Here is a 12,741-nt window from a genome sequence, read left to right as displayed (position 1 = left end):
GCTGTTGGGGCCTAAAAAGCTCGCTGGCAAGCCAGCTCCCACAAGGTAGCCGCAGCCACGGGAATTATTTGGGCTGCTTGGCCAGCCAGGCCTTCATTTGCGCGATCTCGGCGTCCTGCGCCTTGATGATGCCTTCGGCCAGCTTGCGGATTTCCGGGTCCTTGCCGTACTTGAGTTCGGTCTTGGCCATGTCCACCGCGCCCTGGTGATGGGGCAGCATGCCCTGCACGAACAGCACGTCGGGGTTGTCGCTGGTGGCGTTCATGTTCATGTCCGCCGACATGCCGTGGGCAGCATGCTGGTATTCGGCTTTCATGGCCGCGTTGTCATCGGCGTAGGCAGCGCCGCACAGGGTGGTGGCGAGCATGAAACTCAAGAGTTTGATCACGGTGTGCTCCTGCTGGTCGAAAAGGTGCAGGGTAGACCTTGCCATGGGGGGAAGGTCAAGGCCAGGTGTACACCCTGCAACAGCGTTCCGACACTCTGCCAGCCACCCAACAACCCAGCCACCGAAAAACACCCGCAAACCCTGCCCCAGAGCCCTGGCACGCTCGCTGCATTAGCCGTTCCCGGCGCGTCCCACCACGCACAAGGAACCCCCATGAGTGCCTCGAGCTACGAACACCTGCAGCAGCGCTTTGCCCCCATCTTCTCCCGCATCAAAGACACCGCCGTGGCCCGCGAGCAGCAACGCCAGCTGGCCCATGACGCCGTGGCCTGGTTGCGCGCGGCCGGCTTTGGCGCGTTGCGCGTGCCGGTTGCCCATGGCGGCCTGGGCGCCACCTTGCCGCAGCTGTTCCAGTTGCTGATCGAGCTGGGCGCGGCCGACTCCAACCTGCCGCAGATCGTGCGCGCGCACTTCGGTTTCGTCGAAGGCCGGCTGTCCAGCCGCGACGCCGAGTCCCAGGCCTATTGGCTGCCCAAGGCGGCCGAGGGCGAACTATGGGGCGCAGCCATGGCCGAGCGGACCGACACCTCGCGCAATTCGGTGACCTTGAGCGCCGTGGAGCCAGGCAACCGCGCTGCCGGCTGGCAGCTGGACGGCGAGAAGTATTATTGCACCGGCACCCTCTATGCCGACTGGATCGCCGCGGTGGCTGTGGACGGCGACGACTTTGTCAGCGTCGCCGTGCCCACCGATGCCCCCGGCGTCACTGTCGAAGATGACTGGGACGGCTTTGGCCAGCGTCTGACCGGCAGTGGCACCACGCGTTTCAAGGCGGTGAAGGTGCCCGACCAGCACGTGGTGCGGCGCTTCAAGAAGGACGAACTGCGCGCCGAATCCTACCTCAGCGCCTTCTACCAGCTGTTCCACCTGGCCACGTTGGCCGGCATCGCCGACGCCGTGCTGCACGACGCCAGCGAGTTCGTCCGTGGCCGTACCCGCGGCTTCGGCATTCCTGGCCAGTCCAGCCCCAAGGACGACCCACTGGTGCAACGGGTGATCGGCCGGCTGTCGAGCCTGGCCTACGCCGCGCGCACCCAGGTGCTGGCGGTGGCCCAAGTGCTGCAGGATGTGCACGAGGCGGAGCAGGGCGCGCGCGAAACCGACGCGCATTACACCGAGGCCGAGGTCCGCGCCTACCAGGCCCAGCAGATCGTGCTGGAACAGGTGCTGGAGGCCACCACGCTGCTGTTCGAAGTGGGCGGCGCCTCGGCCACCAGCGCCACCCGGCGCTTCGACCGCCACTGGCGCAACGCCCGCACCCTGGCCTCGCACAACCCGGCCATCTACCGCGAGCGGGCGCTGGGCAACTACTACCTCAACGGCATCACCCCGCATGCCGCCTGGCGCAGCCTGCAGGCCGAAGAGGCCGCGCACGACGAAGCCAGCGCGGTGTGAACGGCGACTTTCATTGATTGCAAAAAAAGGATCACCCATGCGTTACCGCCAACTGGGCAACAGCGACATCAACGTCAGCGTGCTGGGCCTGGGCACCATGACCTGGGGCCATCAGAACAGCGAGGCCGATGCCCACCAGCAGATCGACCTGGCACTGGCCGAAGGCATCAACCTGATCGACACCGCCGAAATGTACCCCACGCCCACCCGTGCCGAGACCTGGCGCACCACCGAGCGCTACATCGGCAGTTGGCTGGCCGCCAGTGGCCGGCGCGCCGACGTGGTGCTGGCGAGCAAGGTGGTGGGACCGTCGCGTGATGGCCAGGCACATATTCGCGACGGCCTGACCCGCCATGACCGGCACAACATCGTCGAAGCCCTGGACGGTAGCCTCAAGCGCTTGAACACCGACTACCTGGACCTGTACCAATTGCATTGGCCGGACCGCACCACCAATATTTTCGGCCAGCGCGAATACCCCTACGTCGACGACAGCCACAGCGTGGCCATCGAGGAAACCCTGGCGGTGCTGGCCGAGCAGGTGCAGGCCGGCAAGATCCGCCACATCGGCGTGTCCAACGAAACCCCGTGGGGCGTGGCCGAGTTTCTCAAGCAAAGCGAACGCCTGGGCCTGCCGCGCATCGTCAGCATCCAGAACCCCTACAGCCTGCTCAACCGCTTGTACGAAGGCGGGCTCTCGGAGTTCAGCCACCGCGAAGGCGTCAGCCTGCTGGCCTATTCGCCGCTGGCCTTCGGTGCCCTCACCGGCAAATACCTGGGTGGCGCGCGGCCCGAGGGTTCGCGCCTGTCGGCGGTGTACCGCACCTTCAACCGCTATGACAGCGCCGCGGCCCAGGAAGCCATCGCCGGCTACGTAGGCATCGCCCTGGAGCACGGCCTGACCCCGGCGCAACTGGCCCTGGCCTACCTGCTCGACAAGCCCTTTGTGGCCAGCGCGCTCACCGGCCAGACCAGCCTGGCACAGCTGCGCGACAACCTGAGTGCGCTGGACGTGGCCCTGAGCGCCGAGGTCAAGGCGCAGGTGCAGGCTATCCACCAACGCATCCCCAATCCGGCCCCGTGAGCGGCCAGGCAAAGGAGTAAAGGCAGTGCCCAAGCAACTGCACGTCAACCTGTTCGAAATGAACTGCGTCAGCCACATCGTCCATGGCCTGTGGGTGCACCCGGAGAACAACCGCCACCGTTTCAATGACCTCGACTACTGGACCGAACTGGCCCAGTTGCTGGAGCACGGCACCTTCGACGGCGTGTTCCTGGCGGATGTGATCGGCACCTACGACCGCTTCCGCGACGGCCCGGAAACCGCGCTGCGCGAAGCCATGCAGATCCCCAGCAACGACCCGCTGCTGGTGATTCCGGCCATGGCCGGGGTGACCCGCAACCTGGGTTTCGGCGCCACTTTTTCCACCACCTACGAACCGCCGTTCGCCTTCGCCCGGCGCATGAGCACCCTCGACCACCTGACCAAGGGGCGGGTAGGGTGGAACATTGTCACCTCGTACCTGCCCAACGCAGCGCGCAACTTCGGCCATGCCACCGAGGTGGTGCACGACCACCGCTACGAGATCGCCGACGAATACCTGGACGTGCTCTACAAGCTGTGGGAAGGCTCGTGGGACGACGACGCGGTGGTGCAGGACCGCGAGCGTCGGGTGTACACCGACCCCAGCAAGGTGCGCTACATCGACCACGTCGGCGAGCACTTCAAGGTGGCCGGCCCGCACCTGTGCCAGCCGTCGCGGCAGCGCACGCCGGTGCTGTTCCAGGCCACCGGCTCGCCGGCCGGCATCGAGTTCGCCGGGCGCCATGCCGAGGTGGTGTTCACCGGCGGCGAGGACACTGCGGCGGTGCGCGCCAACATCCACGCCATGCGCCAGAAGGCCATTGCCCATGAGCGCGACCCGGCGGGGCTTAAGTTCATCGTCATGGCCGGGGTGATCGTGGGGCGCACGGACGAGGAGGTCAGCCGCAAGCTCGACAGCTACCGCCAATTGATGAGCGTCGAGGCGTCGCTGGTGCACGCCCAGGCAGCCGTGGACTTGACCGCTTACCCGCGCGACACCTTGATCAGCGATTTGATCGAGCGCCAGGTCAAGGGCTGGGAAACCCTGCGGCGCTACGTACCGTCGACCACGGTGGGCACGGTGCTGGCGCGGCTGGAGGGTTTCAATCGCGAGCGCTTCTTCGTTGCCGGCACGCCGACCGTGGTGGCCGACCAGATCGAGAAATGGCTGGACGAGGACGGCATCGACGGCATCAACCTGCGTCAGTACCTGACCTTCGAAACCGCCCGCGACTTCATTGAACTGGTGGTGCCGGAACTGCGGCGGCGCGGGCGTTTCCGCGAGCGCTACAACGACGGCGAAACCCTGCGCGAACGCCTGTTCGGCGCCGGCAACGCGCGCCTGCCCGGCGACCACTTCGGCGCCCGCTACCGCAACCCGGCCACCCTGCGCGAACCGGCGCAGCCGCTGCGCTTCTCGGTCCCGTAGCAGCTGCCGCAGGCTGCGTCCGGCGGGGGGCCTGGGTGCCCCTGTACGCGGCGTGCTTCGACGGTGTGGTGGGAGCGGGCTTGCCAGCGAGCTGTTGGGGCCCTAAAAACTCGCTGGCAAGCCCGCTCCCACAAAGACAGTTGCTGCTACAGGTGCTATGTGCGCAGGACTTCGCGTAGCCGCGTAGCAGCAACTGTCTTGAAAGGGCGTCGTCTGCATCGCGACTGAAGTCGGCTACTACGCCGCGCCGTTGCGGTTCAGCCACTGGGCCATGGCTGTATCTTCCAGGGCATATTCACCGCGGTTGGCCTTCCACACCAGCTCCTTGTCGCGCAGCACGTCCAGGGCTTTCTGCACATTGGGTGTGGTCGCGTTGGCAGCCTGCTGGGCCTGTTCCAGCCGGCGGTTGACGTCGACGAAGGTCTGTTCGGCAAAGGGCGCGAAAGGCTGCTGGCCCACGGCGCGCTCGGCCATCACCCCCAGCACGGCCTGCTGCAGCGGCGAAAGGTCGTTGTAGGCGCTTTCATAATCGCTCCACACGCCCGCCTGGTGGTTGAGCGCGCCCGTACGCAGCAGCTCGCCAAGGTTGCTGGCTTCGCCCAGGCCCACGCTGACCTCGGTCAGCAGCTTGCCGAGCATCTCCGGGCGGCGCCCGACGAGTTGGAACGCGTACGCCAGGTCATCCACCTTGAACTGGTTGCTGGTCGCCAGCCGCTGGTTCCATACCTGCGTGACGAATGCGACGAAGTCGTCCCCCAGCAGCGGAAACGGGGTAATGGTCGCGCCATAGAACGGCTGCTTGCTTTTGAGTACCAGGTTGGCCAGCTTGTCGCGGCTGGAGCCGGTGAACACCAGGCGCAAGCCGTCAGGGCGGTTGCCACGGTTGAGCTGGTCGCGCGCCGCCTTCAGCGCGAACATGGCGTTGATGCCGCTGTCACTGTTGAGGGCGTGCTGGGCCTCGTCGATGATCAGCACGATCAACTTCCCCGAGACTTCATGCAGCACCTCCAGTGCCCTGGCCAGGGTGGTGCCGGTTGGCAGGCGCGGTTTGGTGAAGTCCCGGCATAAAAACGCGCCTAACGCCGCTCGGTCAAAGCCGTCTCCACTCGCCGGCCCAGCCACCCCACCACCAGCAACGCCAGCCCGCACGCGCCCAGCAGCCATCCCATCGCCGCCCCGAACCCGGCCAGGAAGGTGCCGCCGCGCTGGGCAACCACTGTCACTACCGCCAACCCCAGCGCGCCTCCCAGGTTGTGCAGGGTCCAGCATGCGCCCATGGCCATGGCACCGTCGTGTTCAGGCACCGAGGCCAACGCGGCCATGGTCGACGGGCCCAGGATGCAGCCCCAGCCAAAGCCCATGCAGGCGAACGCCGCCAACACCTGCCACCAGCCGCTGTGGGCGCTGAACCCTGCCTGCAACGCTGCCGACAGGGCCAGGGCGGCGAAGCCCACCAGCATTACCCGCTGCGGCCCGTGGCGGTCCGCCCAACGCCCGGCCAGTGGCGACACCGCCGCCATCACCGCGGTCACCGGAAACAGCAGCCAGCCGCTGGCGGCGCTGCCCATCTGACGCACCAGGCCCAGGTACAACGGCATCAGCAGGAACGCCGCGCAGTAGAAGAAAGCCAGCAATGCGTTGGCGCTGGCGGCAGCGACGAACTGCGGGTTGCTGAACAGCGCCAGGCGCAGCAACGGCTGCGCCGCGCGCCGCTCGATGGTGACGAACAGTACCAGCAGGGCCAGCGCCGCCAGCAGCAATGTCAGTGTGGGCCACGCGCCCCAGCCCCATTGCCCGCCATGGGTAATGACCAGCAACAGGCACGGTAGCGCCAACATCCACACCAGCAGCCCGGCCACGTCCAACCGCCCACCCGCGGTTCCCCGTGACTCGGCCACGTGCCCACGGCACAGGGCGAATGCCAGCGCGGTCAACGGCACGTTCAGCAGGAACACCCAGCGCCAGCCCAGGCAAGCCACCAGCCAACCGCCCAGCACCGGCCCCAGCGCCAGGCCCAGGCCATTGGCGGCAAACAGCAGGCCCAGCGCCCTGCCGCGTTGCTGCTCGGGAAAGGCCTGGCCGACCAGCGTCGCCGAGGTGGTGTACAGCACGGCGCAGGCCAGGCCCTGCAAGAACCGCCAGCCAACCAGCACCTGCAGCCGCGTCGCAAGCCCGGCGCCCAGCGATGCCAGGGCGAATACCAGCATGGCCAGGTACAGCGCCTTGCGCCGCCCGTGCACGTCGGCCAGGCGGCCGGCAGCCACCATGAACGTCGACAGCGCCATGACGAACACCGACACCGTCCACTGCACCTGGCCGACACTGGCGGCGAAGTGTGCCTGCAGGGCAGGGATGGCAGTGTTGACGATGGTGAAGTCCAGGCAGCCGAGAAAGCTGGCGATGGCAATGCCGGCCAAGGCCAGCCAGCGGTGGTGGGGCAGGGTGCTCATGGGCGGTCAGCCTCGGGAAAAGAATTGACTCTACCTGCGAGCTAGAGGCTGCAGTTGAGCGAAAAAATCACTACATTTGAGCGCTTGGGTCATTAATCACAGGAAGTGCAGCCGATGCTGTCCATCGAAGGTTTCACCGGCATACGCGCCTTCGTGCAAACCGTGGAGTCCGGCAGCTTCAGCGCTGCGGCGCGGCAGTTGGGGCAGTCGCCGTCCAGCGTCGGCAAGGCGATCGCCCGCCTTGAGCAGCGCCTCGACGTGCGCCTGTTCCAGCGCACCACGCGGCGCCTGGCGCTGACCGACGAAGGCGCGGCCTACCACGACAGTTGCCTGCGCGCCCTGCGTGAACTGGACCGGGCCCAGGCCAGCCTCGCCGAGCGCCGCAGCGTGCCCAGCGGCTGCCTGCGCATCGCCCTGCCGGTGTTGCTGGGCCGCCACTGGATAGCGCCACTGTTGCTGCAGTGGGCCAGTGAGTACCCGGCACTGGAGATCGAGGCGGTGTTCGCCAACCAGCCGGTGGACTTCGCCGACGACGGTTTCGACTTGGCCGTGCGCATCGGCGCGCTGGACGACAGCCCCAGCCTGGTAGCCCGGGCCATCGGCAGCCAGCGGCTGGTGGCCTGCGCTGCGCCGCACTATCTGCAGCGGCACCCGCCACCGGCGACGTTGGCGCAACTGGCTGACCATGCCTGTGTGGGCGTGCTGCGCGATGGCCGCGTTGAACCGTGGCGCTTCAATAGCGGCCCGGCGAGCATCAGGGCGCGGCTGCGCCTCAGCGACCGCGAGGCCGTGGCGGCGGCGGCCAAGGCCGGGCTTGGCATTGCGCAGCTGCCGCACTGGCTGGTGGCCGAGCCGTTGGCCACGGGCGAACTGCTGCCTGTGCTGGCCGGGTTCGAGCCGCCGTCGCTGCCCATCCATGTGGTGTGGCCCGCCTCCCGCGCCCTCACGGCCCGGGTGCGCATGGTGGTGGATGCGTTGGTAGGGGCGGCGTTGCCGGGGCGCTGATACCGCTCGGTCGGCCGGCGATGCACAAGGTTAATGCGGGGGAGTAATGTAGGGCTCCCAGGCTCCGGCCAGTCGGTCATGAGCCACGTGCAGACGGAGTGATCATGGCCACTCGACGCAAAGTACCGGGTATCAAAGACTACGACGGCCCCGCTGGCGGCTGGGGCGCGCTGAAGGCCACCGCCACGGCGGTGCGCGAACAGATGGACACGCTGAAGGCGCCGCTTACGCTGCTGCGCACCAACCAGCCGGATGGCTTCGACTGCCCCGGCTGCGCCTGGCCCGACAAGGAACACCGCTCCACCTTCCAGTTCTGTGAAAACGGCGCCAAGGCCGTGACCTGGGAAGCCACCAACAAGCGCGTCACCCCCGACTTCTTCGCCAGCCACCCGGTCTCGGCGCTGCTGCGCCGCTCCGACTACGAGCTGGAAGACCTCGGCCGCCTGACCCACCCCCTGGTCTACGACCGCGCCAGCGACACCTACCAGCCCATCGAATGGGATGCCGCGTTCGCCCGCATCGGCGAGCTATTGCGTGGTTTGAAACCCGACGAAGTCGAGTTCTATACCTCGGGCCGTGCCTCCAACGAAGCGGCCTATCTGTGGCAGCTGTACGCCCGTGAACTGGGCACCAACAACTTCCCCGACTGCTCGAACATGTGCCACGAGGCCACCAGCGTCGGCCTGCCGCGCTCCATCGGCATGGGCAAGGGCTCGGTGTCGCTGGAGGATTTCGACGTCATCGAGCTGATCATATCCATCGGCCACAACCCCGGCACCAATCACCCGCGCATGATGGGCACGCTGCACGAAGCCTCGCGGCGCAAGGTGCCGATCATGGTGCTCAACCCGCTGCGCGAGCGCGCCCTGGAGCGGTTCGCCGACCCGCAAAGCATGGTCGAAATGGCCACCTACGGTTCCACGCGCATCGCCTCCACCTACCTGCAGGTGAAGGCCGGTGGCGACGCCGCGGCCATCAAGGGGGTGATGAAGGCGCTGCTGGAAATGGAGGACAGCCTTGGTCAGGTGCTCGACCATGCCTTTATCCAGGAGCACACCCACGGCTTCGAGGCGCTGAAAGCCGACCTGCTGGCGACCGAATGGCCAGACATCGAACACGCCAGCGGCCTGCTGCAGGATGACATGCAGAAAGTCGCCGCCGCCTACGCAAAATCCAATGCCACCATCGTCACCTACGGCATGGGCGTCACCCAGCACAACGAAGGCACCGCCAATGTGCGGCTGATCTGCGACCTGCTGATGCTGCGTGGCAACCTTGGCAAGCCCGGTGCCGGCATCTGCCCGTTGCGGGGCCACTCCAACGTGCAGGGCAACCGCACCGTGGGCATCACCGAGAAACCTTCGGCCAGTTTCCTCGCCAGGCTGGAGCAGGTGTTCGGCTTCAAGCCGCCTGCCGGCCATGGCCACGACGCGGTGCAAACCATGCAGGCGATGATCGCCGGCACTGCCAAGGCACTGTTGTGCCTGGGCGGCAACTTCGCCGTGGCGCTGCCGGACCCGGCCCAGTGCTTCCCGGCCATGGGCCGCCTGGACCTGGCCGTGCACGTGGGCACCAAGCTCAACCGCAGCCACCTGCTGGTGTCGAAGCAAACCTTCCTGTTCCCGTGCCTGGGCCGCACCGAGCTGGATGTACAAAACGGCCTGGCCCAGGCCATCACCGTCGAAGACTCCATGTCCATGGTCCACGCCTCGGCGGGCAAGCTGGCGCCGGCCTCGGAGTTCCTGTTGTCGGAGCCGGCCATCGTCGCCGGCATGGCCTGCGCCACGCTGCCCGCCAGCAAGGTGGCCTGGCAGGCGCTTGCCGCCGACTACGACAGGATCCGCGACCTGATCGAGCAGACCATCCCCGGCTTCGACAACTACAACGCGCGCATCCGCGTGCCCGGCGGTTTCCGCATGCCGCTGCCGGCCACTGAGCGCAAGTGGCTGACCCCTTCCGGCAAGGCCGAGTTCTTCGTGTTCCCCGGCTTGCACGAAGACATGGTGGTGGAGGGCGCCGACGTGCTGCGCTTGATCACCCTGCGCAGCCACGACCAGTACAACACCACTATCTACGCCCTGGATGACCGTTACCGCGGCGTGTTCGGGCGCCGTGACGTGCTGTTCATGAGCCAGGCTGACCTGGACTCGCGCGGGCTGGCCCATGGCGACCTGGTGGACATAGAAACGGTGACCGAGGGGCGGCGGATGCGCTACGAGAAGATCACCGCCATCGAATACAAGATCGCCCCCGGGTCGGTGGGGGCCTATTATCCCGAGGCCAATTCGCTGGTGCCGCTGGACTACATCGACAAGGACAGCGGCACGCCGTCGTACAAGTCGGTGCCGGTACGGGTGATGCGTTCGGAATTCGCCAGCCAGGCGCAGGTGTGAGACCGGCTGGCGCCCAGCCGGTCTGCTGTGGTGTCAGAACGCGAGCGAGGTCTGCACGTACAGGGTGCGCGGCTCGCCCACGTACTTGCCCTTGTTGTTGTCGTCGTAGGAGCGCGTGAAGTATTCGTGGTTGAAGATGTTCTTCACGCCCACGGCCACGTTCAGGTTTGACAGCTGCGGGCCGAAGTCATAGCCGGCGCGGGTGTTGAACAGCACGTAGCCGGGGATCTTGCCGGTGCTGCCGTCGGCGCTCTCGGTGCTGGTGTTGGCGTTGTCGGCGAACTGGCCGCTCTGGTAGCTGCTGTCCAGGTTGAGCTTCCACGGCCCCTCGGTGTAGCCCACGCCCAGGGTGCCTTTGTGGCGGGACGAGAACGGCACGCGGTTGCCCTGGTTGTCGCCGCTTTCGCGGATGGTGGCGTCGACGTAGGCGTAGGTGGCGTACACATCGAACCCGGCCAGCGCCGGGCTCAGGCCGTCCAGCGCGTAGTTGACGCTGGTCTCGATGCCCTGGTGGCGAGTCTTGCCGCGCGCGATCACGGTGTCGTTGGTCTGGTTGCTGTCGTACTGGTTGTTGAAGTTGATCAGGAACGCGCCGATTTCCGCGCGCAGGTTGCCGTTGTCGTAACGCGTCCCCAGCTCCCAGGTGCGCGCCTTCTCGGGCTTCACTTCACCGTCGGCCACGCGGTTGGGCATCTGGCTGTATTGCACGCTGCCGAACGAGCCTTCGGTGTTGGCGTACAGGTTCCAGTTTTCGGTCACGTGGTACATCACGTTCAACGCCGGCAGCGCGGTGTTGTAGTCGCCCTTGTAGTTGACGTGGGTGAGGTTGTTGGCCTGCTCGGACTTGATCATCTCGTAGCGAATGCCGGGGGTGAAGGTCCACTGGCCGATGTCGATGCGGTCATCGATGAAGAACGCGTTGGCCTCGGTGCCGCCACGGGTGTCGCGGTCGTTGGTGCTGTCGGTGGTAGGCAACTGGTTGGCGGCAATCGGCGTGCGGTAGCGCAGTTCGTGCCCGGCTTCGTTGATGTAGCGGTAGCCGATGCCCACTTCGTGGGCGCTATTGCCCAGGTCGAAGCCCTGGGAGAAGCGCGTTTCCAGGCCCCGTACCCAGTACTGGCGCGGCGACAGCGACAGGAACGAGCCCTGGTCCAGGTAGCCGCTGCGCAAGGTCTTGGTGAAGAAACTGTTGACGGTGAATTCGCGTCGGTCCTGCTGGTAGCGGTAGCCGACGTTGACCATGGTGCGGCGGCCCCAGAACTTGTCGTTCTGGCGGGTGGACTGGTACGGGTCGGCCTTGTAGTCGGCGCTGCTCAGGCCGCCGGGCATGTCCGCTTCGCCTTCGTAGTACTGGGCTTCGGCGTTGAGGCTGTTGGCCTCGTCGATCTGGTATTTGCCTTTCAGGATCAGGTCGTCGATCTGCGTGTCGCTGTGCTCTCGCCAGTCGCCGCCACGGGTGCCCGAATACAACAGCGCGCCGCCCAGGCCGTTGTCGGCGGTGCCGCCGGCGAGCAGGTTGCCGGTGGTCTTGAAACCATCGTGGCTGGACGACGGGCTGGTCTCGGTCTGGAAACCGCCCTTCACGGTAGGCGCGTCGGGGATGGCGCGGGTGACGAAGTTGACGATGCCGCCGACGTTCTGCGGGCCGTAGCGCACCGCGCCGCCGCCACGCACCACGTCCACCGCATCCATGTTGCCCATGCTGACCGGCGCGAACGACAACTGCGGCTGGCCGTACGGCGCGAAGGGCACTGGAATGCCATCCATCAGCACCGTGGAGCGGGTGGCCAGGCGCGGGTTGAGCCCGCGGATGCCGAAGTTCAGCGCCATGTCATGGCTGCCGGTGCCGTTGTTGTCCGGCGCGTTCACCCCGGGAATACGGTTGAGCACCTCGCGCGCGCTGGTGGCCCCGGTGCGTTCGAACTCCTCACGGCGTACCACGTCACGCGCGCCGGGGTGCTCGAACACGTTGGCCTGCTCGGCCGCCCCCAGCCAGTCGCCCACCACGGCCGAGGCGCCCAGTTCCAGCGGCGCCGGTGCTGGCGGGTTGGCGGTGGTTACCGGCTGCAGGCTGAACGCGTTGTCGCCCTCGGCGCGGGCGTGCAGGCCGCTGCCTTCGAGCAGCCGTGCCAGGCCCTGTTCGGGGGTGTAGTTGCCTTCCAGGCCTTGGCTTTGCGCGCCTTGGGTGAGTTGCGAACCGAATGAAATCAGCACGCCGGATTCGCGGCCGAACTGGTTGAGGGCGGCTTCCAGGGTGGTGGCGGGGATGTGGTAACTGCGGGGTTTGCTGTCGGCGGCCAGCGCGTAGGGGACGGTGGTCAGGCCCAGGCTGGCGCCTAGCAGCAGGTGGCGCATGGAGCGGGTGAGGGGGGTGAGGCGGGAAGACATTCGGGGCGTCCTTCAGCGAGGCGTTCGAGGGTGGTTACCCTCTCTGTCACTCGACGGAGGGAAAACGGCTCATGGTTGTTAAAAAAAATGTTTCATCGCTTCTGGCCCGCCTGTTGACCTGCTCCTGACCTGGCTTTTGATCTGGCTTT

8 protein-coding genes and 1 pseudogene are annotated in these 12,741 nt (G+C 66.7%); 5 read left to right on the top strand and 4 right to left on the bottom strand.

Features of this window, described 5'->3' with window-relative positions; genetic code table 11:
- Window positions 1-64 precede the first annotated feature (64 nt).
- Window positions 65-388 (bottom strand): CopM family metallochaperone, encoded by a 324-nt coding sequence (gene copM, locus AC0SZ7_RS31115; RefSeq protein WP_416424846.1) that lies wholly within the window; start codon window positions 386-388, stop codon window positions 65-67.
- Between the two features lie 213 nt (window positions 389-601).
- On the opposite strand from copM, the gene AC0SZ7_RS31110 reads away from it, so the two are divergent.
- From AC0SZ7_RS31110 to AC0SZ7_RS31100, 3 genes are read left to right on the top strand one after another with little or no spacing between them, the layout of a single operon-like run.
- Entirely contained in the window at window positions 602-1,843 is a 1,242-nt protein-coding gene (locus AC0SZ7_RS31110) for an acyl-CoA dehydrogenase family protein (RefSeq protein WP_475507326.1), read from the top strand.
- Between the two features lie 37 nt (window positions 1,844-1,880).
- Entirely contained in the window at window positions 1,881-2,927 is a 1,047-nt protein-coding gene (locus AC0SZ7_RS31105) for an NADP(H)-dependent aldo-keto reductase (protein WP_475507325.1), read from the top strand.
- Window positions 2,928-2,952: 25 nt separating this feature from the next.
- Complete coding sequence (locus AC0SZ7_RS31100; RefSeq protein WP_475507324.1) at window positions 2,953-4,356, top strand: LLM class flavin-dependent oxidoreductase; 1,404 nt, start codon at window positions 2,953-2,955, stop codon at window positions 4,354-4,356.
- A gap of 237 nt (window positions 4,357-4,593) precedes the next feature.
- Here the strand turns inward: AC0SZ7_RS31100 and AC0SZ7_RS31095 are convergent.
- Both AC0SZ7_RS31095 and AC0SZ7_RS31090 read right to left on the bottom strand, forming a co-directional pair.
- A pseudogene (locus AC0SZ7_RS31095) lies at window positions 4,594-5,538 on the bottom strand (ATP-binding protein); the annotation flags it as partial.
- Window positions 5,433-6,806 carry an MFS transporter gene (locus tag AC0SZ7_RS31090; RefSeq protein ID WP_475507915.1) on the bottom strand — a complete coding sequence of 458 codons (1,374 nt, stop codon included), beginning with the start codon at window positions 6,804-6,806 and terminating at the stop codon, window positions 5,433-5,435. The pseudogene AC0SZ7_RS31095 and the gene AC0SZ7_RS31090, both read right to left, overlap by 106 nt.
- 114 nt (window positions 6,807-6,920) lie before the next feature.
- Here AC0SZ7_RS31090 and AC0SZ7_RS31085 point away from each other — a divergent pair, with 114 nt between their 5' ends.
- Both AC0SZ7_RS31085 and AC0SZ7_RS31080 read left to right on the top strand, forming a co-directional pair.
- Window positions 6,921-7,811, top strand: a complete 891-nt coding sequence (locus AC0SZ7_RS31085; protein ID WP_475507914.1) for a LysR family transcriptional regulator — start codon at window positions 6,921-6,923, stop codon at window positions 7,809-7,811.
- A gap of 104 nt (window positions 7,812-7,915) precedes the next feature.
- Complete coding sequence (locus AC0SZ7_RS31080; RefSeq protein WP_475507913.1) at window positions 7,916-10,204, top strand: FdhF/YdeP family oxidoreductase; 2,289 nt, start codon at window positions 7,916-7,918, stop codon at window positions 10,202-10,204.
- 33 nt (window positions 10,205-10,237) lie between these two features.
- Here the strand turns inward: AC0SZ7_RS31080 and fecA are convergent, their stop codons facing one another.
- Window positions 10,238-12,592 carry a TonB-dependent Fe(3+) dicitrate receptor FecA gene (gene fecA / locus AC0SZ7_RS31075; RefSeq protein ID WP_475507912.1) on the bottom strand — a complete coding sequence of 785 codons (2,355 nt, stop codon included), beginning with the start codon at window positions 12,590-12,592 and terminating at the stop codon, window positions 10,238-10,240.
- Window positions 12,593-12,741: the final 149 nt, after the last annotated feature.

The sequence above is a fragment of the Pseudomonas sp. JC1203 genome (genome assembly GCF_056175065.1).
Note: the sequence above shows the minus strand (reverse complement) of the source record. Positions and strands in the feature narration are given on the sequence as shown.